Origin of the sequence: Providencia sp. Je.9.19 (assembly GCF_051129765.1) — a bacterium.
In the GTDB taxonomy this organism is placed as follows: Bacteria; Pseudomonadota; Gammaproteobacteria; order Enterobacterales; family Enterobacteriaceae; genus Providencia.
The window spans coordinates 120,778-143,148 of sequence record NZ_JBCPSS010000005.1 but is presented as its reverse complement, the minus strand read 5'-3'; the positions used below and the strand labels follow the sequence as shown (position 1 = coordinate 143,148).

The 22,371-nt window shown below is 38.8% G+C and carries 18 protein-coding genes; 11 read left to right on the top strand and 7 right to left on the bottom strand.

Features of this window, described 5'->3' with window-relative positions; all coding sequences use genetic code 11:
- Positions 1 to 16 precede the first annotated feature (16 nt).
- Positions 17 to 1,210, top strand: a complete 1,194-nt coding sequence (gene uxuA / locus AAZR93_RS16955; protein ID WP_434720497.1) for a mannonate dehydratase — start codon at positions 17 to 19, stop codon at positions 1,208 to 1,210.
- Positions 1,211 to 1,384: 174 nt separating this feature from the next.
- Here the strand turns inward: uxuA and AAZR93_RS16950 are convergent, their stop codons facing one another.
- On the bottom strand, positions 1,385 to 3,178 hold the full coding sequence (locus tag AAZR93_RS16950; protein ID WP_434720496.1) for an NAD-dependent malic enzyme: 1,794 nt from the start codon (positions 3,176 to 3,178) through the stop codon (positions 1,385 to 1,387).
- Positions 3,179 to 3,247: 69 nt separating this feature from the next.
- Positions 3,248 to 4,717, bottom strand: a complete 1,470-nt coding sequence (gene fumC, locus AAZR93_RS16945; RefSeq protein WP_294101477.1) for a class II fumarate hydratase — start codon at positions 4,715 to 4,717, stop codon at positions 3,248 to 3,250.
- Between the two features lie 727 nt (positions 4,718 to 5,444).
- Between fumC and fdhE the strand changes: the two genes are divergently transcribed.
- The 4 genes from fdhE (at position 5,445) to AAZR93_RS16925 (ending at position 11,405) form a co-directional block, all read left to right on the top strand.
- Positions 5,445 to 6,380 (top strand): formate dehydrogenase accessory protein FdhE, encoded by a 936-nt coding sequence (fdhE, locus tag AAZR93_RS16940; RefSeq protein ID WP_294101472.1) that lies wholly within the window; start codon positions 5,445 to 5,447, stop codon positions 6,378 to 6,380.
- Positions 6,381 to 6,409: 29 nt separating this feature from the next.
- Positions 6,410 to 7,801, top strand: coding sequence for an L-seryl-tRNA(Sec) selenium transferase (gene selA / locus AAZR93_RS16935; RefSeq protein ID WP_336428623.1), 1,392 nt, complete (start codon positions 6,410 to 6,412; stop codon positions 7,799 to 7,801).
- Complete coding sequence (gene selB, locus AAZR93_RS16930) at positions 7,798 to 9,666, top strand: selenocysteine-specific translation elongation factor (protein WP_434720495.1); 1,869 nt, start codon at positions 7,798 to 7,800, stop codon at positions 9,664 to 9,666. Before selA ends, selB begins: the two co-directional genes overlap by 4 nt.
- 74 nt (positions 9,667 to 9,740) lie before the next feature.
- The gene (locus AAZR93_RS16925; RefSeq protein ID WP_434720494.1) at positions 9,741 to 11,405 is read left to right on the top strand and encodes an LTA synthase family protein; all 1,665 of its coding nucleotides are present in this window, start codon (positions 9,741 to 9,743) and stop codon (positions 11,403 to 11,405) included.
- Between the two features lie 64 nt (positions 11,406 to 11,469).
- On the opposite strand, the gene AAZR93_RS16920 is transcribed toward AAZR93_RS16925, so the two are convergent.
- On the bottom strand, positions 11,470 to 11,898 hold the full coding sequence (locus AAZR93_RS16920) for a TOBE domain-containing protein (RefSeq protein WP_434720493.1): 429 nt from the start codon (positions 11,896 to 11,898) through the stop codon (positions 11,470 to 11,472).
- Between the two features lie 319 nt (positions 11,899 to 12,217).
- On the opposite strand from AAZR93_RS16920, the gene AAZR93_RS16915 reads away from it, so the two are divergent.
- The 3 genes from AAZR93_RS16915 (at position 12,218) to AAZR93_RS16905 (ending at position 15,384) form a co-directional block, all read left to right on the top strand.
- Positions 12,218 to 13,219, top strand: a complete 1,002-nt coding sequence (locus AAZR93_RS16915) for an NAD-dependent epimerase (protein ID WP_294101458.1) — start codon at positions 12,218 to 12,220, stop codon at positions 13,217 to 13,219.
- A gap of 45 nt (positions 13,220 to 13,264) precedes the next feature.
- Entirely contained in the window at positions 13,265 to 14,431 is a 1,167-nt protein-coding gene (locus AAZR93_RS16910; RefSeq protein ID WP_434720492.1) for a nucleotide sugar dehydrogenase, read from the top strand.
- Positions 14,432 to 14,679: 248 nt separating this feature from the next.
- Positions 14,680 to 15,384: a lipopolysaccharide core heptose(II) kinase RfaY gene (locus AAZR93_RS16905; protein WP_294110006.1), complete on the top strand. Its 705-nt coding sequence runs from the start codon at positions 14,680 to 14,682 to the stop codon at positions 15,382 to 15,384.
- Positions 15,385 to 15,422: 38 nt separating this feature from the next.
- On the opposite strand, the gene thiM is transcribed toward AAZR93_RS16905, so the two are convergent.
- Positions 15,423 to 16,202 carry a hydroxyethylthiazole kinase gene (thiM, locus tag AAZR93_RS16900; RefSeq protein WP_434720491.1) on the bottom strand — a complete coding sequence of 260 codons (780 nt, stop codon included), beginning with the start codon at positions 16,200 to 16,202 and terminating at the stop codon, positions 15,423 to 15,425.
- An 82-nt stretch (positions 16,203 to 16,284) separates the two neighbouring features.
- Positions 16,285 to 17,424, bottom strand: a complete 1,140-nt coding sequence (locus AAZR93_RS16895) for an ROK family protein (protein WP_294110009.1) — start codon at positions 17,422 to 17,424, stop codon at positions 16,285 to 16,287.
- Positions 17,425 to 17,678: 254 nt separating this feature from the next.
- On the opposite strand from AAZR93_RS16895, the gene AAZR93_RS16890 reads away from it, so the two are divergent.
- Genes AAZR93_RS16890 through AAZR93_RS16880 form a run of 3 tightly spaced genes read left to right on the top strand, consistent with a single transcriptional unit; the run spans position 17,679 to position 20,724 of the window.
- On the top strand, positions 17,679 to 18,497 hold the full coding sequence (locus AAZR93_RS16890) for a purine-nucleoside phosphorylase (protein WP_294110011.1): 819 nt from the start codon (positions 17,679 to 17,681) through the stop codon (positions 18,495 to 18,497).
- A 56-nt stretch (positions 18,498 to 18,553) separates the two neighbouring features.
- On the top strand, positions 18,554 to 19,471 hold the full coding sequence (locus tag AAZR93_RS16885) for an EamA family transporter (protein ID WP_434720490.1): 918 nt from the start codon (positions 18,554 to 18,556) through the stop codon (positions 19,469 to 19,471).
- Positions 19,468 to 20,724, top strand: a complete 1,257-nt coding sequence (locus AAZR93_RS16880) for a nucleoside permease (RefSeq protein ID WP_434720489.1) — start codon at positions 19,468 to 19,470, stop codon at positions 20,722 to 20,724. The genes AAZR93_RS16885 and AAZR93_RS16880 overlap by 4 nt, the downstream gene beginning before the upstream one ends.
- An 80-nt stretch (positions 20,725 to 20,804) precedes the next feature.
- Here AAZR93_RS16880 and AAZR93_RS16875 read toward each other — a convergent pair whose 3' ends face one another.
- A complete protein-coding gene (locus AAZR93_RS16875) occupies positions 20,805 to 21,428 on the bottom strand; it encodes a GntR family transcriptional regulator (protein ID WP_294350948.1) in 624 nt (207 codons plus the stop codon).
- 144 nt (positions 21,429 to 21,572) lie between these two features.
- Complete coding sequence (locus AAZR93_RS16870; protein WP_434720488.1) at positions 21,573 to 22,364, bottom strand: carbon-nitrogen hydrolase family protein; 792 nt, start codon at positions 22,362 to 22,364, stop codon at positions 21,573 to 21,575.
- Positions 22,365 to 22,371 lie beyond the last annotated feature (7 nt).

The window sequence follows — 22,371 nt, the reverse complement described above, 5'->3', positions numbered from 1 at the left end:
CGAAGGAGAAGTACCCATGGAGCATACGTGGCGTTGGTATGGACCTAATGACCCAGTTTCTTTGAGCGATGCAAGACAAGCAGAGGCGACAGGCATTGTCTCTGCACTTCATCACATTCCAAACGGTGTAATTTGGAGTGTTGATGAGATTCTTAAACGCAAAGCTATTATTGAAGAAGCGGGCTTAGTTTGGTCTGTTGTAGAAAGTATTCCGGTTCACGAAGATATTAAAACTCAGCAAGGTAATTTTGAGCAATATATTCAAAACTATCAGCAAAGTATTCGTAATTTGGCATCATGTGGTATTAGAACGATTTGCTACAATTTTATGCCTATTCTGGATTGGACACGTACTGACTTAGCTTATACGTTAGCGGATGGTTCCAAAGCACTACGTTTTGATAATATTGCTTTTGCAGCATTTGAGATCCACATATTAAAACGTACTAATGCCCAAGCAAGTTATTCTACTGATGAAGTTAAACAAGCCGATGCATATTATGCACAGATGTCATCGGACGATATTGATAAACTGATTAAAAATATTATTGCTGGCTTACCAGGCGCAGAAGAAGGATATACGTTAGAACAATTTCGCCAGCGTTTAGCCATATATAATAATGTTGATAAAAATCAGCTACGCGAAAATCTACGTTATTTCTTGCAGAAAATCGTACCTGTTTGTGAAGAAGAAAATGTCGTCTTGGCTATTCATCCAGATGATCCACCTCGTCCAATACTCGGCTTGCCACGTATTGTATCCACTATCGAGGATATGCAGTTTATTAAAGAGAGCTGCGATAGCATTCATAATGGTTTTACTATGTGCACAGGGTCTTATGGGGTAAGAGCAGATAACGACCTCGTGAAAATGATAGAAACATTTGGTGATCGCATTCACTTTACCCATTTACGTTCAACAGTAAGAGAAGATAACCCAAATACTTTCCATGAAGGAAATCATATTGCGGGTGATGTTGATATGTTTGCCGTGGTTAAAGCTATTTTAGGAATTGAACAAAAACGTTATTCAGCAGGGTTGCCACCGATACCGATGAGACCTGATCATGGACATCAAATACTTGATGACCTGAAAAAAGTAACCAATCCAGGTTATTCTGCTATTGGTCGTCTTAAAGGTTTAGCTGAGGTTAGAGGCTTAGAACTCGCTATTAAGCGTATTTATTATCCTGACCTTTTGAAAGTTTAAATAGGTATATAAACAATATTTTATTTGGTATTCACTGTTATGCCAAAGGTACGGTTGTATTTTTAAGAATAATGTAATGATTATGGCGGGTTATTTGTGATGGGTATTTTTTTAAAATATCCCATCACAGAACCCGCCTTTTATTTATTGCGTTTTATTTGGAATAAAAATTAATTAGATTGCTTCAACAGGGACATAAACTGGCCACCATGCTGATGTTCTAACAATTTCAATTTCAGATGCTTTAGGATCTACTTTTGCAACACCTTGTGATTTTGCAACTCTCATGACTTCTAACGCAACAATACTTGAGGTAATACGTAAATCTTCGTTAGACGGTAACAAAGATGCCCCTTCAGAGCCTAAGGTTGCTTGGCTAGCAACAGCTTGTACTGCCGCAAAAATCATTTCATCTGTAATTTGCTCTGCTTTTGCCACAATCGCGCCAAAACCAAGTCCTGGATATAATGCGGCATTATTAGCTTGGCCAATTTTGTAATTCACATTTTTATACAGCACGTCAGCAAATGGTGCACCTGTTGCGACGAAAACACGACCATCAGTCCACTCAATGAGGTGTTGTGGAGTAGCCTCATGTAGCAAAGTTGGGTTTGATAATGGGAAAATAATTGGGCGTTCAACATGGCTGGCCATATTACGCACAACATCTTCTGTAAATGCGCCAGGTGTTGTTGATGTGCCAATTAAAATGGTTGGTTTAACTTGATCAACGACTGATGCTAAGTCAATAATTCCTTTATCTTTATTAAGATTCGCTAGTATGTTAGCCATATCTGGCCAGCGTGTTTGTGCTTCTACAGAGACATCCACTTTCGTTCTTTTGTAGTTTGCAACTTCTTGGCTGCTTCTTGCGTAATCTTTTTGGAAATAAAGTAAATTATCAGTCATATCTGCGGTCAGCAAGCCCGGTAAATCAATTAACCAGATACGGGATATCGCTTCTTCGCGAGAAAGACCGCTGCGGATCATTTGGTCACGAATTTGGTCTGCAATACCACAACCTGCTGTACCTGAACCAAATATGACTACGCGTTGTTCCGTCCAAGGGGTTTTACTTAATTTAACCGCGTTGAGTAAGCCTGCAAGTACAATGGCGCCTGTACCTTGAACATCATCGTTAAAGGTTGCAAAGTTTTTACGATATTTATCGAGAATACGGCGTGCATTAGTTGAGCCAAAATCTTCCCAGTGCAACACGGCGTTAGGAAAGAGTTTTCTTGCAGCTTTAACATAAGCGTCAACAAAATCATCGTAGACTTTACCTTGAATGCGTTCATGGCGATTTCCGACATACGATGGGTCATTTAACAATTTCTCATTATTGGTACCAACATCTAACACAACAGGAATGACACTGTGCGGATCAACACCAGCTGCCGCAGTATAAACCGCCAGTTTACCCACAGAAATATCAATGCCGTTAGAACCCCAGTCACCGATACCTAGTATTTCTTCTGCATCTGTCGTGACGATTAAGCGAATATCTCCGCCTTCAGCGCCAAACGCGCGTAGTTTTTCTTCTATCAATTCAGGTTCATTAATACTTAAGAATATTCCACGTGGTCGAGTAATGATTTCACTGTAGTTTTCAATGGCATCACCCACTACTGGGTCATAAACGACAGGCAGCATTTCTAACATATGACGTTGTAATAAGGCATAAAATAAAGTCACATTATTATCATGTAGACGCCACATATAAATATGTTTATCAAGATCTGTTCGGCATGAACTATAGGCACGGTAAGCGCGATTTAATTGTGTTTCCATATCCTCTGTGACAACGGGAGGTAAAATACCATTTAAATCTAATGCTTTTCTTTCTTCTGCGGTAAATGCAGTACCTTTATTTAGAGAAGGATCTCTTAATACTTGATACCCTCTTGCAGTTGTTTTTATTTTTCGAATATTATTTTCAACAATAACTTTAGCTTGGCGACTATACATAAACTTCACCTATTCAATTTAAGATGTTCAATTTAAGATATATACTTTAATTAATCTGAATTGGATTAATTAAGCTCCCGATAATCCATTTCCGGTCATATCAATAGGATTAACATATTTATTAAAATCTTCTTCAGATATTTTTCCTGAAGAAATTGCAGACTCTTTTAATGTGATATTTTTGGCAATTGCGTTTTCTGCAATATGCGCTGAATTTTGATAGCCAATAATAGGCGATAATGCGGTGACTAACATTACGCTGTTATCAACGTATTGTTTTATTTTTTCATTATTTAATTCAGTTCCTTCAACAGAAAACTCTCTAAACTTATGGCAACCATCAGCTAAGATACGAATAGAGTGAAGTAAATTATTAATAATAATAGGGCGCATCGCATTTAATTCAAAATTACCTTGGCTACCTGCTATCGCAATTGTGGAGTCATTGCCCATTACTTGAATGCCAATCATAACAATAGCTTCACATTGTGTTGGATTGACTTTACCGGGCATAATTGAAGAACCAGGTTCATTCGAAGGCAGTATCAGTTCACTGAAGCCACAACGAGGTCCGGATGCTAACCAACGCATATCATTGGCTATTTTTATTAATGCGACAGCAAGACCACGAATAGCTGCATGCCCACGTACTAATGCATCAAGTGACCCTTGAGCAGTAAATTTATTAGGGGCAGTAATAAAAGGTTTTTGTGTTAATTCCGCTATTTTATCTGCAACATCTTTTGAAAAGCCTTTTGGCGCATTTAAGCCTGTTCCTACGGCAGTGCCCCCGACGGCAAGTTTATAAAGATCAGTTTTACTACGGATAATGTCATCTAAAGAATCGCGGAGTTGACCTGCCCAACCATGCCATTCTTGGCCTACGGTGAGCGGTACGGCATCTTCTAAGTGAGTACGACCAATTTTAACGACACTCATCCATGAGTCTGCTTTTTTTTCAATTACTTGAATAAGTTTTTCAATGCTTGGAATTAATTGCTCATCAAGTGCAAAAATAGCTGCGATATGCATTGCAGTAGGGAATGTATCGTTCGAAGACTGCCCCATATTAACATCATCATTAGGCCCCACGGGTATTTGAGAACCTAATTGACCACCTAATAATTGGATAGCCCGATTCGATATAACCTCATTCACATTCATATTTGATTGTGTGCCTGAGCCCGTTTGCCAAACGTAAAGAGGGAAATGTTCGTCAAGTTTTCCACTAATGACTTCATCAGTGGCAAAAATAATTGCCTCTTTTTTCCAATCGGGAAGTCTATTTGCATTAAAATTCACTAAAGCGCAGGACTTTTTAATATAACCGTAGGCATGATATATTTCTTTTGGCATTAAATCATTGCCAATATTAAAATGTTGTAATGAGCGTTGTGTTTGTGCTCCCCAATAATATTGGGCAGGGACATCCACTTTACCCATACTATCAAATTCTTCTCGAGATCCTTTTTCATTAATACCAATTTTGATGTTTGTATTTAGAGTATACAATTTAGAATCTGTATTAGCGTTGGGCATGAATTTTAACCTCAAATATATCTGAAAAATATAATAATGTTAGCCATCTAATTCAGTGTAGATTAAATATATGGAAATAGACAAGTGTTAATTCGGTGAATTTTTATTTTTATTTATAATAAATATTAATGTGATTATCTCTTTTCGATTTGTTTTTATTTATTATATTAATACATAGGGTTACAATGCTCGTAATTAGATTTTCTCTTAAATTTAAAATATTAAATTTTTAATACAAAATAATATAAATAAAATAGAGCCATACTATGGCTTAAATGTCATTCCTACTATAACTGACTGAATGCCATGTTAAACTTATAATTATTTATACTTTAGTTATGACTTGGAATTTTTTAAGCTTGATTTTCATTACATATGAAATAGCTTTGGTTTCTATTCATTTAATTTATTTAAAATCAACTTAACTGATATTTAATTTTGATTTAGCACTTTCGGCCATTCTTATTACTTTTTTTAATTTATCGTTATATTTTATTACAAATTTATTTTGTAATACTTGGAATCGAGAAAAATTTGATCTGGTTAGCTTTATTACCCGTACCTACGCAAGGGTTACAGTAGCCTATCTGCTGCTTTTGTTTTATCCTAAGTGCTAGATAAGACGCTTTTTCGCTGATTAAAAATTATGAACTTAGACACCTCAATAGAGTATAAAAAGTGATTTACTCGGGCGAGTTGTTATGAAAAATATAAAAGAGAGAACGCAATGGGTATTCGTATCGTTCCTAAAGAAGAGTTAGGACAAGAAAGATTGAAAGAAAAAGGAATAGGTTTTATTCCTCCTGTTCTATTTCCTAACCTAAAAAGTCTGTATCAACGACGAGCTGAAAGACTCAAAGAACTGGGTATCGGAGAACATCCTTTTGCAGATTATCTTAATTTTGCCGCTGAAGTCGCAACCGCACAAAATAATGCGCAACATGATAATCCGTTAGATGTCGATATGACGGAAGTGCTTGAGCGTGCAATTAATTCAAACAATCCACCGTTAGATATCAAAACGTTTCCACGTACAGCACATTGGCATAAATTGTTGAGATCAATTATTGCTGAGTTAATGCCAGTAGTCCCCGAGTCTGTTCGCCCTGCATTAGAAAATATCGAAAAAGCGTCAGAGACTGAACTTGAAGAAATGGCAACAGCATTATTAAACCAACAGTTTGAGAAGGTTCCTGCCGATAAATCTATGTTTATTTGGGCTGCATTGTCTGTGTATTGGGCTCAAATGGCCGCCAATATTCCAGGTAAAGCTCGTGCAGAACATGGTGATCATCGTCATTTTTGCCCTGTTTGTAACAGTATGCCGGTTTCAAGCATTGTACAAATCGGAACATCTCAAGGTTTACGCTATTTACACTGTAATTTATGTGAAACCGAATGGCATATGGTGCGTGTGAAATGCAGTAACTGCGAGCAAACTCGAGACTTAAATTACTGGTCTCTCGATGATAAAAATGCGGCAGTGAAAGCTGAAAGTTGTGGTGACTGTGGTAGCTATCTGAAAATCTTATATCAAGAAAAAGAGTCTAAGGTTGAAGCTGTCGCAGATGATTTAGCCTCAATTATACTAGATGCACGGATGGAAGAAGAAGGATTTGCACGTAGTAGTATTAATCCATTCTTATTTCCGGGTGAAAAATAAAAAGCAGTAGATAAGAGAGAATAGTGACTATGGCACAATCGCATCTTGCTTTGTATCGTCAACTTCCGGCTATTGATAAATTGCTACAGTTCGATGAAGCTCAAATTTTGGTTGAACAATCGGGGCTGCATTGGGTAACGGAATGTTTACGTGAAATGCAGGAACAAGCTCGAACTTGTATTGCTCAAGAAGAACGACTGCCTTCATGGCATGACGATTGGTTAAATGAGCTATCAGTGCGCCATGATGCATTAAAACAAAGTGCCTTAAAGAATGTGTTTAATCTCACGGGGACTGTTTTGCACACCAATCTTGGGCGAGCTGTTATGTCGAAAGCTGCGATTGATGCAGTAGGTCAGGTCATGGGATCGCCAGTTACATTAGAATATTCTCTCGATGGTGCGATGCGAGGTCATCGTGATCGTGCTATTGCTGACTTACTTTGTGCATTAACTGGGGCGGAAGATGCTTGCATTGTAAATAATAACGCCGCCGCTGTTTTATTATTATTAGCAACAGTCGCACCAAATCAGCAAGTGATCGTTTCCCGTGGAGAGCTCGTTGAAATTGGCGGCGCTTTTCGGGTTCCTGATGTTATGGCGCAAGCGGGTTGTCAGTTAGTTGAAGTGGGTACAACAAATCGTACTCATTTACGTGATTATGAAAATGCCATTAATGAGCAAACTGCATTATTGATGAAAGTTCATACCAGTAACTACAGTATTGAAGGTTTTACCGCTGAGGTTGAAGGTGACGAACTCGCTGCGCTAGGTAAAAAATACCAATTGCCCACTGCGATTGATTTAGGCAGCGGTTCAATGATTGATATGACCGCTTATGGTTTGCCTGCTGAACCAATGCCCCAGATGTATTTATCTCAAGGTATTGATTTGGTTTCAATTTCTGGGGATAAGCTGCTTGGTGGTCCGCAAGCGGGTATTATTTTAGGTAAGAAAAAGTGGATTGATGCAATTCAAAAACATCCCCTTAAACGCGCTTTACGTGTTGATAAAATGGTATTAGCGGCGTTAGAAGCTACGTTAAAAATGTATCTCACACCAGAAAAACTCACGACTGATTTACCAACATTGCGTTGGTTAACTCGTTCCCCTGAAACCATCAAAAATAGTGCTGATAATGTATTAGTGACATTGCAGGCATTTTATGGGGATAAGTTTATTGTTGAAATAGAGCCGTGTCTTTCTCAAATTGGGAGTGGGTCATTACCGATTGATAGGTTACCGAGTTTTGCAATTACCTTTGCGCCTTTAGATGGAAAAGGGGGCTCATTAGAGCGTCTGGCGGCAAATTGGCGACAATTACCACAACCTGTTATTGGGCGCTTTAAAGAGGGAAAACTCTGGTTAGACTTACGTTGTCTTGATGATGAACACGCATTATTACAGGTTTTACTTTCATGATTTTTGCGACCGCAGGCCATGTAGATCATGGTAAAACATCCCTAATTCAAGCAATTTCAGGGATAAATACCGCGCACCTTCCAGAAGAAAAAAAACGAGGAATGACCATTGACCTTGGCTATGCTTACTGGCCACAGCAAGATGGTAGTGCAATTGGTTTTATTGATGTGCCTGGTCACGAAAAGTTTTTAGCCAATATGCTTGCGGGGATTGGTGGTATTAATCATGCCCTGCTAGTTGTGGCATGTGATGATGGTGTTATGGCCCAAACACGCGAACATCTTGCCATATTAAGACTTGCTGGTTGTCGAAACATTACTGCTATTTTAACTAAAGCGGATCGTGTGGATGCTGAGCAAATCTCATTTGTTACTGAGCAGGTTAAATTAGAATTACGCCAACAAGGCTGGACTGATACAGCCTTGTTTGTCACATCGGTGAGTGATGAACGTGGTATCGAATCGTTACGGCTTTACCTTCAACAGCTTCATCAACAAAGTGAAACTAATGAAAATAGGCAACGTCGCTTTCGCTTAGCGATCGACCGTGTTTTTCACGTTAAAGGCGCAGGCATTGTGGTGACCGGAACTGCATTGGCTGGCAAGATAGATGTGGGTGAAACCTTGTGGGTGACTGGCGCGCAGAAGCCGGTGAGGGTAAGAGGCATTCATCGCCAAAATCAAGCCGCGCAGTTTGCGCAAGCAGGGGATCGTGTTGCATTAAATCTCACGGGTGACATTGATAAAGAAGATATTACTCGAGGTGATTGGCTGCTCGCAGAACAGCCTGCTTTTGAGGCTACACGTGTTATTGTGGAGCTTACTTGCGATTTGCCAATTAAACATTGGCAGCCAGTGCATTTATATCATGGCGCTAGTCATATTACTGGGCGAGTTTCTTTGCTGGTGGATCATGGTGAAACGCCTGTTTTAGCTGAATTGATTTTGGATACGCCACTTTGGCTGGCTGATAATGACCGCGTGATTATTCGTGATATCAGTGCAAGGCAAACGTTGGGAGGCGCTAGAGTCATTCGCTTAGTTTCACCTCGTCGAGGTAAAAGACTTCCTGAATTTCTAGATTGGTTATCTCGTCTTTGTGCTGCAGATGATGAATTAGCGCAATTTAAGCTGCAATTACCTCAGGGTGAGTTGAATCTGCATAACTATAGTTGGGCTCGACAATTCACCCACCTCCAATTAGAAACATTATTAGCGCAAATTGATATTGAACGTGTTGGTGATAGCGTTTTATCTCTATTTAAAGCGCAAGTTGCCAAAACGCGCTTAGTGGATGTTCTTGAAAACTTTAATGAAATTCACAGCGACCAAATTGGGGTAGGTAAAGCGCGGTTAAAACGTATGGCGCTACCAACCATGAGTGAAGATTTGGTATTTAAATTTATTAACGATCTTATTAATGATGAGTCTATCAAGCAAACCCGTGGCTGGTTGCATATGCCACAACATGGGTTGGTGTTTGATACTCAACAACAGCAGATATGGTTGCAAATTCAGTCACTCTTTCCTCGTTTAGAAGCCTGGTGGGTGCGCGACCTTGCCGCAGAAATTGGACACAGTGAAGATGTTGTAAGACGTGTGTTAAAAAAAGCCGCTCAGATGGGGCTAGTCACAGCCATTGTACGAGATAGGTATTATAGTAGTGAACAAATGCATCAATTTGCTGAGTTAATACTTCGTTACTGCATTGAAAAAGATGTTATCTTTGCTGCGGATTTTCGTAATGAACTTGGAATTGGCCGTAAATTAGCCATTCAAATCCTTGAGTTTTTTGATAAAAGTGGATTTACCCGTCGTAAAGGTGATGGTCATCATTTACGTGATAAAGGCATTTTTATTGAATAAACAGATAGATTAGATCCATTACAATACAACTTTGCATCAACCCTTATATCTATATTGGATTTGTGGTCACGCTAATGAAGAAAAAAATATTTGCAGGCGTCTATCTGGCGCTAATTTTTATTGGATCGCTTTTTTTAGTTTTTGAAAAAAGTGAGGTGATTTATCCAGCGCTGATTTCTATTAGTGTCTATGCCATTTTCTTTGGCGCGTTATTTGCACTCACCACCCGTTGGCTATTTTCTGCAATTGTTACTAGTACTCTGTTCATTGTTATTAAATTTTTTAATCAGTTAAAAGTACATTATTATAAAGAACAGCTCTTTTTTTCTGATATTAATCTTATGACAGATACCTCGAATATGGGGACATTAGGTCACTATTGGTTAGCAGGAGTAGCACTGATTGGGCTTCTCATTTTACTGGTTGTCAATGCAATCATTAGTTGGCGCTTACTTCGTCCTTGTAAATCCTTTGCTCTGCGTATTGTGAGTTTGTTGCTCGTAGTAGGCGGATATTATGGCGCAAATTGGTCAAGTACACATTATTATGATGAATGGACACAAACGCTGCCAAAAGGGCGTGGTACAGTTACAAATTTAGTCATGTCCGCGAAAAATTCGACGTATAAATCCCCGCAATTTGCCAGCTCTTCTGATTATTTTATACAACAAGCAGCGGCAGTATCCCTCGCAAATAATAAAACCGAAGTAACAGAAAAACCTGATATTGTCCTATTATTACAAGAGTCTACCGTTAACCCTAATATTTATGATTTACCGGCTGAAACAAAACTGCCTGAACTGTTTATGTTTCAGCAAGATAAAAATGTGGTTGCTTATAGCCCGATGCGCGTGCAAACCTTTGGTGGTGGGACATGGTTGTCTGAGTTTTCTGCGTTAACAGGCCTGAATAGTGATGATTTTGGTTCTCAAAAAAGCGGTGTATTTTATTTCATTGTTGATCATCTCAATAATAGCTTATTTAAAGAAATGAAAGCCAATGGCTATTATACCGTTGTGCTGACGCCATTTAATAAAGGGGCATACCATTCAGGACACGCTTATGAAACACTCGGTGTTGATAGAATTATTCAACCGCAAGAGCTAGGTTATCCAGGGAAATTACAAGATAACTTATGGACAATAAGCACTGAAGATATGCTCAAGTATGCAAAGGAAATATTGGCAACGGAGACAGATAAACCAGTATTTATTTTCTCTTTAACCATGTATGAGCACGGCCCATATAAAGAAAGTCACAGTGATGATTACGGTATAAAAGATAAAATCAGTAATAAAGATGCGGCAGGCGAATTTAGTCACTATATGGAAAAAATAGTAGCATCAGATAATGCAATGCGTGATTTTGCTGATTTTATTGAAAAACGCGATCGTCCGCTGATGTTCTTGTATTTTGGTGATCATCAGCCAGGTATTAGCTTAAATAAATATAACTCATCGTTTTCATCACCATCTTATATAACCCAATTTACATTGCGTGATAATTTGAAATCAGGCACGAGTGTCAAAACAGGTGAGTTGACGGATATTTCATTTTTAGGGGGGTTGCTACTCGAGCGTGCAAATCTGAAAATATCGCCATTTTATGAGGCGAACATTAAAATGCGTCACTTATGTGATGGAAAGCTAAATGATTGCGAAGATAAGCAGTTACTTGATAGTTATCGCCATTATATTTATCAGACACTTCAAGTGGCAGATAAAGCTGTAGCCGAATAAATAATCGCGGGGGAGACCCCGCAATTATTCGATTTTGATAATTATTCGATTTTGGTATAGTTGGCTATTTTCTAGTGGCTAAAATAACGCTTGATGCCTTAATTAATGCGGTAATACCGGCACCCTTCACGAGATTCATTTCTTTAAGACTTTCATTAGTAATAATGGCAGTCAGCTCAATACCTTTACTTGTCACTAAATGAATAGTGCTGTTGACCGCACCCTCAACAATTTGACTAATTTTACCGCTAAATTGATTTCTCGCTGAAAACTGTAAGTTACATTCAGGTTTGATTAAAACAACCCATGGTGCTTTGATAATTGCGATAGCTTCTTTACCGATTTTGAGGCCAAGAGAGTGGCAACTTTCACGTGTAATAACAGTTGTTAATTCCTCACCATTTCCTAAAGATAAAATAATCTCATTATTGACAGCTCCTTCTTTGATTTGGCTAACTGTACCTGTGAGTTGATTACGTGCTGAAATTTGCATGATTTACCTCATTGAGCTTCATAGAATAAAGAATTAAAAATAGAATAAATGTAAATTGCTATTTTAACGCAATTAAACATTAGGTTCGTGGGCGTGATCACGTAATAATAGGGTTTGAACTTATGATTATTATTCTGTTTAATCGACGAAAATGGATAAAATTGTGTGTAATTATTTAAATTTTTTACTTTATTTTTATTAATAATAAAACCAATGAGTAAAATCTCTGTCTTAAGTTCAAGTCAATTATTCTATATGACATCATCGCAGGCTCAAAATAGAGCTTTGAGAACGGTTTAACACTAGAAAGACAATTAATATGAAATATTTAGTCACTGGAAGTGCCGGTTTTATTGGTTTTAGGCTGTGCCAGCGTTTGTTAGAAAGTGGGCATGAGGTTGTTGGAATAGACAACATGAATGCTTATTACGATCAGGGGCTTAAACAGTCTCGATTGCATCTTCTTGAGCAGCATCCTCAATTTCGTTTTATTCCTCTTGATATCACTGACCGAGAAAAGGTCTTAGTCTTGTGTACTCAAGAAGGTTTCGACCGTGTGATTCACCTTGCGGCACAAGCTGGCGTGCGTTATTCACTGCAAAACCCTTTTGCTTATGCAGATAGTAATCTTAATGGCCATCTTGCCATTTTAGAAGGGTGCCGTCAGGCAAAAGTAAAACATTTAGTTTATGCTTCTTCCAGTTCGGTGTATGGCATCAATGATAAAACGCCATTTACCACTGATATGCCAACAGATCATCCAATTTCACTGTACGCAGCAACTAAGAAAGCCAATGAATTGATGGCTCACTCTTATTCACATCTTTATCAGTTACCAACAACCGGTTTGCGTTTTTTCACGGTGTATGGCCCTTGGGGTCGCCCAGATATGGCGCTCTTTAAATTTACCAAAGCGATTTTGGCGGGTGAACCGATAGATGTCTATAATAACGGCGATCTCAGTCGTGATTTCACTTTCATTGATGATATTGTCGAAGGGGTTATTCGTATTTCGGATATAATTCCACAAGCAGACCCACAAAATGACTCAAGCTCCCCTGCGCAAAGTAGCGCGCCTTACCGTATATACAATATTGGTAATGGGAAACCCGTTAAATTAATTGAGTTTATTTCGGCATTGGAAAAATCGTTAGGCAAAGAAGCGATTAAAAACTTTTTACCGATGCAAGCAGGGGATGTTTATACCACTTGGGCTGACACGGAAGACTTATTTAAAGCTACCGGCTATCGTCCACAAGTTTCGATTGAACAAGGTGTGCAGGCATTTGTTGATTGGTATCGTGAATATTATCATCAATAATATCCCCATCATGGTCATCTCCGTTGAAAGATTTGAGAGGCAAGTTTGAAAATAGCAATTGCAGGTACAGGCTACGTGGGTTTATCTAACGCCATGTTACTGTCACAAAATCATGAAGTGGTGGCTATCGATATCATCCCTGAAAAAGTGGCGATGTTGAATAATAAGCAATCACCGATTATCGATACTGAAATTGAACAGTTTTTGGCTGAGAAAAAACTGAATTTCCGTGCGACACAAGATAAAGTCGAAGCCTATACTGGTGCTGATTATGTCATCGTTGCGACGCCGACTGACTATGACCCAAAAACCAACTATTTCAATACTAATTCGGTCGAATCGGTTATTCACGACGCTAATAAAATCAATCCGAATGCGACAATTATTGTGAAGTCGACTATTCCGGTTGGTTTTACTGAGCGTTTACGTGAAGAGTTCGGTTATACCAATGTAATTTTCTCCCCTGAGTTTTTACGTGAAGGCCGTGCGTTGTGGGATAACCTTTATCCATCACGGATTGTGGTCGGTGAGCGTTCAGAACGTGCACAAGTTTTTGCGAATTTATTGCTCGAAGGGGCGATAAAAAAAGATGTCCCGGTATTGTTCACTGATGGTACGGAAGCGGAAGCGGTTAAATTATTTGCTAATACTTATTTAGCAATGCGTGTGGCTTATTTTAATGAGCTCGATACCTATGCCGAAAGCCGCGGTTTAAATGCACGTCAAATTATTGAAGGTGTTTCGTTAGACCCACGTATTGGCGGCCATTATAATAATCCGTCATTCGGTTACGGGGGTTATTGTTTACCGAAAGATACCAAGCAATTGCTAGCGAATTATGATGATGTGCCGAACAATCTGATTAATGCCATCGTGGAATCTAACCGGACTCGTAAAGACTTTATTTCTGATGCCATTATTGCTAAAGCGCCGCGTAAAGTGGGCGTTTATCGCTTAGTGATGAAAGCGGGCTCTGATAATTTCCGTGCCTCAGCAGTGCAGGGCATCATGAAACGCATTAAAGCCAAAGGCATTGAAGTGGTGGTGTATGAGCCAGTGCTTACTGAAGACGAGTTTTTCCGCTCCAAAGTCATCCGTGACTTAGAAGCCTTTAAAGCACAAAGCGACATTATCTTGGCTAACCGGATGGTGCCTGAGCTAGAAGATGTGGCGGATAAAGTCTACACCCGTGATTTGTTTGGTAGTGACTAATTAGTTATTATTAAATTGATAATTATTAGGCGTCGTAATGCTTAATAATCGGCTTGGTCAGTGAATAATTGCTGACCAATTATCGCTGTTTTATCTTTTTATTTTTATTTAATTCCCTAAAATTTACCTCTTTGTGTTATTTATTCCTCTCCATCGGCTCTTAAGTCTCATTCTGCAAGAATCGCTAAGAAATACGCTTACTCATTTGTTAGCATTTAAAATTATGCGCAATAATCGGCTTAAAAATTATGCAGAAAATAATAAAAACACAAAAAGGTGGATTTAATTTTTATCAAAAAGATCAGGATATTGATTACTGGCAGGTTATTGATGATTATATTCACGGGCGGATCGTTAGCAAAGATTTAGGTAGCGGAAACATTGACCGTAGTGTTGCTATGTTAAATATTGATGGCCGACATTTGATTATTAAGTGTGAAAAAGAGCGCGATAAACGATTAGAAAAACGTCTCATGAGAATGATTTCAGGACCTTATTATTCGCGTTTGCTCCATCGATTAGTTAAAGCACAAAATCAAGGCTGTATGATCACGAATGATATTTATTTTATTGCAGAAAAAGTAAAATGCCGAGAATCTGTCGAAACATGGATCATTGCTGAATTTGTAGAGGGCAGAGTATTAACAGAGCTTGAGGATATCACGCCTTATTATTTTGAAATAGAAACCATTATTAATCAATTGCATGCTTATGGCTTATCTTCAAATGATATCCATGCAGGTAATTTTGTCTTAACTGATAATGGCTTAAAAGTTATCGACCTGTCTGACTATGGCAATTTAACTATCTGTAAAGTGAATGATTTGATTGCGTTAAAACGCTTCTATGGTATTGAACCTACGAAAAAAAGCCTAATCTATCGTCTTATTATGTTCAGAGATAATTTTCGCCATTGGTCACGAAAAATGAGAGGTAAGAAAACACGATTATAATTAGCTTATTATTTAATTTTTAGTTCGTTAGCGACGAATTATTGCTTTAATTGGCATAAAGCATCTAAAAATTCAGGAGTAAAACTTCCAGTTCCTCGACATCTTTGGGTCGCAATTTCTCCAGCTTGTTTCATTATGGCGCAAACACTCGCGATATTGATTAATTTATCACCTGATAATGCACAACTTGCAGTGACAACTGCAGATAGTGCACATCCCGTCCCGACAACTCGAGTCATCAGAGGATCTCCACCAGTAACCGCAAAAGTGCGCTCACCATCAGTGACATAATCGATTTCACCACTAATCGCGACAATGGTATTGGTTTCTTGAGCTAAATGTTGGGCAGCAGGTAGTGCATCATGAGTTGTATTGAGTGAATCAACTCCTTTTCCACCTCGGCCGACTCCCACGAGTGCCATAATTTCTGAAGCATTACCGCGAATTGCGGTCGGTTTCAACATGAGTAATTCGTGGCAGAAACGAGTACGAAAAGTTAATGCGCCAGCAGCCACAGGATCAAGTACCCAGGGTTTACCTGCTTTATTAGCACTATTTACAGCTAAGCGCATGGCATGTTGTCTGTCAGTGGTTAAGGTACCGACATTAATTAATAGCCCACTCGCCATAGCGGCAAATTGTTCTGCTTCTTCTGGCTCAATCACCATGGCAGGCGAACAACCTAGTGCTAATAATACATTGGCAGTAAATGTTTGAACGACATCATTAGTCATGCAGTGTATGAGAGGGGATTTTGCATGTAACTGCTGAATAGTTTTTGTATTTATGATGGCATTAATAGTTTCAAATTCTGACATGTTTCCTCTCATTAACCGCAGCTATGCGTAGAATAACAAATTCCATTCTACGCATTTTATTGAGACTGTTAATGTTAATTAGCTAATCAGATAAATAATTTTCCATGACCATACCTCCCGCTCCTTGAGCTACTATCTCGTAAGAGTCATTGGCGGCATAAACTTTTGTTTTGATATGGGGAAAAGCGGCTAATTTATTTTCTATCGATTTTTTTGTGACTGCAAAAAAGTGGTTCTTTGGCGTTAGTGTTCCACCACAAACAACAACATCAGCTTGTGTTGTGAGTATGGCATTGGCGATAGCGATACCATAGTAATACGCAGCTTCCTCTAGCGCCTCTAAACACAAAGAGTCATTTTGGGTGAGTGCTTGGAAAATAGTATGGTAATTAATTTCTGATTCTGATTGAACGAGATCATTAATAATTGAAGTTTTACCGAGTCTTAATTGTTGGATGACTCGGGATTTAATCGCAGAAAGCGAACTATATTGTTTCAAGCAACCAAAAGAGCCACAGTCACAGCGCTGGCCATTAATATCGATGGTAGTATGACCAAACGCTTGTGCGGTACTGATTGGCGCAGGGGCTAGTTGGTTATTGATGATGGTGCTACTACGAATATCGGTGTCGCAAGTGGTAAATAAAAAACGTTGGCTATCAGAGATATATCGCAACCGGTATTCAGCAAAGGCGGCAAAATTAATGCCACTGCCGAGTAAGACGAAGCAGGGAACTTTTTGGGTGATATAGTTATATAGCGCTTTTATTCTTGTGCTATAGAGGTGATAAGATAGTTTGTCTCGTTCTAAGATATGGTCGATTGCAATCCCCATCCCCAGAATTTCTTTTGTTGTTAATTGGTGCTCTGCGAGAAGCTCATCTACTTTGACTAATAAATGGTCGAGCATATTTTCGGCAGTTTCAAGATGCTCATATTTGATTTTTACTCGACCTAAAATATCGAGTTTTAGGTTCTGTAAGACGATAGTTGAGTAAATATCACTCATTTCTATTCCAATAAGATAACCATCATCAGGGTTGATGCTATATAGAATAGGTTTTCGCCCACCGGTTGATTCCCCTAGCTCAGAAGTTGAAATTAGCTGACATTTGCTGAGTTCATCGAGTAATCGCGCGCAGGTTGCAGATTTCATACTTGCAAGGGACGCTAACGTTTCTGCCCTTATTGGCCCATGGTTAAGGATGAGCCGATAGAGCATTTTAAGTTTCTGAGTTTTTGAATTTTTTGAGGTGCGAAATTCATTTAATAGTGTGTGTAACAAGCAACCTCTCCCTTTGTGTTTCTGCCACTGCATCAAAGATTAGCAGATTTACGCATTGAGTACTGCACCATGATTCACACATCATACCGAGAATCTTTTTCTTAAAATGAGATTAAGATCGCGGTTCGGTTTTTAAATTGCTTTATGATGGCTTTTAACAATCCTTATTCGGTGTTAATTCGGAGATAGCCATGCATAACACGAAAGATATTTTAGAATGCTTGAATTTTATTCAGTCACGCACTGACCTTAAACCAACAGTTGGTATCATTTTAGGTTCTGGTTTGGGCCCTTTCGCGGATACATTAGAAAATGCGGTTCATATTCCTTACAGCGAAATTCCTCATTTTGCTAAATCTGAAGCCGTCGGTCACGCTAATGAGCTCGTCATCGGAACTATAGCGGGTAAGAGCGTCGTTGCGATGAAAGGTCGCTTCCACTATTACGAAGGTTTTTCTCTGGATCAAGTCACTTTCCCTGTACGTTTAATGAAGGCGCTTGGCGTTGAAAAATTGATTATCACGAACGCATGTGGCGCTGTGAATACCGATTTTAATCCAGGTGATTTGATGATCATCACTGACCACATCAATTTGACGGCTAACAACCCATTAATGGGACCAAATAACCCTGAATTGGGTGTTCGCTTCCTTGATGTGAGTGAAGTTTATAATAAAGAATTACGTCAAACTATTAAAGATGTAGCGAAAGAACAAGGCGTTAGTGTACGCGAAGGTGTGTATGCATGGTGGACGGGTCCAACTTATGAAACACCAGCAGAAATTCGTATGATCAGAACACTAGGCGCAGATGCAGTGGGTATGTCTACAGTACCAGAAGCGCTTGTGGCTCATCATTCACAAATCAAAACAGTGGGTATCTCCTGCTTGACCAATATGGCTTGCGGAATTTTAGAACAGCCATTAAGCCATGACGAAGTGATCGAAACCGCTGAAAGAGTCAAGGCGACTTTCTTAAACTTAGTGACCGGTGTGATCCAGCGTTTCTAGCTTTTTCTCAAAATAATATAAAGAATGTCATAGGCATACAGTAGGTAATTATTGAAATGAAATTTAAAGGTCTGATTTTAGTTTCTTTAGGGGCTTGCAGCTATGGCATTCTTTCTACGCTTGTTGTTTTAGCATATCGAGCTGGTTTTTCTTTAAGCGACGTCATCGGCAGCCAAACAGTCTTAGGTGCTTTTTTATTGTGGCTGTTTGTGGTTCTTGGCGCGGCCATGAGAAAGAAACTCTTAGCCTGGCCGTCACGTAAGCAGACGTTAATGATGTTATTAACAGGAACAACAACCGGTCTGACGGGGTTATTGTATTATGCCTCATTACAGCATTTATCCCCTGCACTAGGTGTTGTTTTATTTTTACAATTTACGTGGATGGGAGTGGCGATTAATGCTGTTGTTACTCGACGTATGCCGCCAGTTATGACGCTAATTTCTGTTTTCGTAATTTTAGTGGGGACGGTGTTGGCGACAGGGTTATTGAATAATGGCAGTATCTCGTTTCATTGGAGCGGAGTCGCTTTAGGGTTGTGCGCCGCATTATCGAACGCGATACGTGTTTATGTGAGTGGTGCATTGGCGGTAAAAACTGATCCAATGATGCGCTCTGCGATTATGGTGACCGGTGGAGCAATTTTAACCTCTATTGTCGTTCCTCCTACATTTTTACTCGATTTATCAACGTTTCAATCGCTCTTTTTATCTTATGGGTTACCGCTGGCTTTTTTTGGTTCTTTCTTTGGAATGTGGATGTTTGCAAAAGGCACTCCGCTTATCGGAACAAGTTTGGCAACTATCGTCAGCTCCATGCAGCTTCCTGTAACCATATTACTTTCAGTTACCGTATTACATTTACCTCTCGAATTCATTCAGTTAGTTGGCGTTGTCGTTATTCTAATGGGTGTCGCTATTGCTGAGTTGAAGATAAAAACAAATAAATATAACTCCAAACGGAGCTTAGTATGAATATAAAATCTCGCTTAAAAGTAATGCTTTTTCTGCAATATTTTGTCTGGGGAAGTTGGTTAGTTACGCTCGGTTCCTACATGATCAAAACACTAAGTTTTTCAGATGCTGAAGTAGGGATGGTATATAGTTCGAAAGGTATTGCAGCCATTTTAATGCCGGGAATTATCGGTATTATTGCCGATAAGTATATCCCAGCAAATCGTTTATACATGATTTGTCATTTAATTGGCGCGGCTTCATTGTTTTATGCAACGACAGTGACTGACTCGACAACTATGTTTTGGATTATGTTAATTAATGCGATGGCATTTATGCCTACGATTGCATTATCTAACTCTATTAGTTATTCATCATTGAGCCAATATCAGCTTGATTCAGTTGTTAATTTCCCATCGATCCGTGTGTTTGGTACTGTGGGTTTTATCATTGCGATGTGGAGTATTAGCTTACTGAAATTTGAGCTAAGCAGTATGCAGCTTTATATTGCGGCGGGTTGTTCCCTCGTATTGGCTGCATATTCGGTGACATTACCGAAAATCCCTGTGAATAAAACCGCGATTTCAACGAGTTGGATGAGCAAGCTAGGGTTGGATGCACTGGTATTATTTAAAAAACCTATCATGGCAGTTTTCTTTTTATTCGCGATGCTACTTGGTGCGGTGCTACAAATTACTAATACCTTTGGTAATCCGTTCATTCATGATTTTGGTCTTAATCCTTTGTACCAAGATAGTTTTATTGTGCAATATCCATCGATTCTATTATCGATTTCTCAAATGGCAGAAGTGTGTTTTATTCTTGCAATTCCATTTGTGTTAAAGCGCTACGGTATTAAGACTGTCATGCTATTGAGTATGTTCGCATGGACATTAAGATTTGGTTTCTTTGCCTTCGGTGACCCCACCGCAATTGGTTTGATGTTCTTAATTATGTCAATGATTGTGTATGGTTGCGCGTTTGACTTCTTTAATATCTCAGGTTCAATTTTCATTGAAAAAGAAGTGGATACAAGAATGCGGGCCAGTGCTCAAGGCTTATTTATGACGATGGTTAATGGCGTTGGTGCTTACTTTGGAGCAATTCTTAGTGGTCAAGTTGTCGATTACTTTACATTTGATGGTATTAAAGATTGGCAAATGATTTGGTTAGTCTTTGCATCATATACCGTTATCTTAGCCATTATTTTCCAATTCACTTTCCATTATCACCACGATAAAAACGCGGCTTTGAAAAAAGTGAAAGCGAGTTAAAACGAAAGCAACGTTAAATTAAAGCTAAATTAAGAGAGAAAACTGATATAAAGGTTTTCTCTTTTTTTTGCAAACCACGATTAAACAAAATTACGTTTTCCACGTAAAATATGTTCAGTTAAGGTTTCTTCAGCCTGACTATATTGCTTCGTTTTCAATTGTTCAATTAGCTGGCTGTGCTGCTTGGTTGATTCCGCATAATATTCATTACGGTAAATAGGGTCTGGTTGGAAATAGACACGTTGGCGAATGTTATCAGCTAAATCTAAAAACACCGTGTTATCGAGTAATTCGAGAAAGAAACGGTGAAAGCGTTCATCTTCTTTAATCCATTCATAATAATCATTGTTTTCTAGCAAGCTATATTGGCGTTCTACTATTTTCTCTAAAATAACAAAATGCTCTGTGGTTAAATAATCTCTCACTAGTTTAATGGCATGAGATTCAATGGCTAATCTCAAGTCATAGTTATCTCGAGTTTCCTTTAAAGAGAGCTTTTGGATGAAAACTCCCTTGCGTGGAATTATTTTGACTAAACCTTCATTTTGTAATTGGTAAAGCGCCTCACGTATCGGCGTGCGACTCATACCGAGTTCATCAACTAAACTATTCTCTGAGGTATAACTTTCTTCACCAAATTGTTTGGTGAGGATTTTTGTTTTAATCGCGGTGTAAGCTTGTTGGCTTAATGGTTTATCTTTCATGTGAATATCATACAGAAGTAGGGTTTTTAGTGAGTATAGAAAGGAACCTACTGGTATACAAGCTATACACCAACTTTATATCTATTGGTTATGATGATGTCGTTAATATGAAAAATCAGCATCCATGCTGATTTTGGCGGTAAATTAGTACAATTCAGGGCGCCTATTTTGTATACAAGGTAATTTTTGACGAGTTTCTGCGGTATGTTGTGTTGATATCTCTGCGAAAAAGACAGTTTCATCATAACCTGCGGAGGCAATCGTGACGCCCATCGCATCACAAATGAGGCTACGGCCAATAAAGATATTACCTGTTTGGTCGCAGGCACATACTGGTATTGTATTTTCCAACGCTCTTATTTTAACCAACCCTTGGTAGTGCTCTTCTTTTAATGGGCCACTGACCCATGCTGTCGGTACCAGTAGTAAATCTGCACCCGCTAATGCGAGTTTTCGAGCAACTTCAGGGAAACGTAATTCGTAGCAAACTAAGATACCTATTTTGCCAAATTCAGTTTCTACGGGTTCAAGTTTATTATTACTTTGAATAATATTGAGTGATTCTTGATAAGAAAATGCGTCGTAGAGATGCGTTTTTTGATAGTGATAAACCAACTCGCCTTGTCGGTTTAACATAATTGTCGTATTAAATGCGCGTTTAGGCTCATTCAGTGCACTTTCATAAATACCACAAGTGACATAGATACCATTTTCCTTTGCGGTTTTTGCGAGTTGGGAAACAAAAGGCCCATTGATTGGCTCGGCAATATCAGCATAAGAAATACCTGTATCAGCCGGAACAAAAGCCATAAACATTTCAGGTAATAACACCATATCTGCGCCACCTTGCGCGGCTTTTTGTATGGCTTCACAGGCTTTGTTTAAATTTTGTTGTTTATTAGGACTGCTAGCAAGTTGAGCAATTGCGATTTTCATGGGAGCT

Coding starts and splice junctions, on each gene's coding strand:
- AAZR93_RS16875 (WP_294350948.1), bottom strand. CDS start 21,428: ATGAAAGATAAACCATTAAGCCAACAAGCTTACACCGCGATTAAAACA.
- AAZR93_RS16895 (WP_294110009.1), bottom strand. CDS start 17,424: ATGCTCTATCGGCTCATCCTTAACCATGGGCCAATAAGGGCAGAAACG.
- AAZR93_RS16925 (WP_434720494.1), top strand. CDS start 9,741: ATGAAGAAAAAAATATTTGCAGGCGTCTATCTGGCGCTAATTTTTATT.
- fumC (WP_294101477.1), bottom strand. CDS start 4,717: ATGCCCAACGCTAATACAGATTCTAAATTGTATACTCTAAATACAAAC.
- AAZR93_RS16885 (WP_434720490.1), top strand. CDS start 18,554: ATGAAATTTAAAGGTCTGATTTTAGTTTCTTTAGGGGCTTGCAGCTAT.
- fdhE (WP_294101472.1), top strand. CDS start 5,445: ATGGGTATTCGTATCGTTCCTAAAGAAGAGTTAGGACAAGAAAGATTG.
- AAZR93_RS16920 (WP_434720493.1), bottom strand. CDS start 11,898: ATGCAAATTTCAGCACGTAATCAACTCACAGGTACAGTTAGCCAAATC.
- uxuA (WP_434720497.1), top strand. CDS start 17: ATGGAGCATACGTGGCGTTGGTATGGACCTAATGACCCAGTTTCTTTG.
- selB (WP_434720495.1), top strand. CDS start 7,798: ATGATTTTTGCGACCGCAGGCCATGTAGATCATGGTAAAACATCCCTA.
- selA (WP_336428623.1), top strand. CDS start 6,410: ATGGCACAATCGCATCTTGCTTTGTATCGTCAACTTCCGGCTATTGAT.
- AAZR93_RS16880 (WP_434720489.1), top strand. CDS start 19,468: ATGAATATAAAATCTCGCTTAAAAGTAATGCTTTTTCTGCAATATTTT.
- AAZR93_RS16915 (WP_294101458.1), top strand. CDS start 12,218: ATGAAATATTTAGTCACTGGAAGTGCCGGTTTTATTGGTTTTAGGCTG.
- AAZR93_RS16870 (WP_434720488.1), bottom strand. CDS start 22,364: ATGAAAATCGCAATTGCTCAACTTGCTAGCAGTCCTAATAAACAACAA.
- AAZR93_RS16890 (WP_294110011.1), top strand. CDS start 17,679: ATGCATAACACGAAAGATATTTTAGAATGCTTGAATTTTATTCAGTCA.
- AAZR93_RS16950 (WP_434720496.1), bottom strand. CDS start 3,178: ATGTATAGTCGCCAAGCTAAAGTTATTGTTGAAAATAATATTCGAAAA.
- AAZR93_RS16905 (WP_294110006.1), top strand. CDS start 14,680: ATGCAGAAAATAATAAAAACACAAAAAGGTGGATTTAATTTTTATCAA.
- thiM (WP_434720491.1), bottom strand. CDS start 16,202: ATGTCAGAATTTGAAACTATTAATGCCATCATAAATACAAAAACTATT.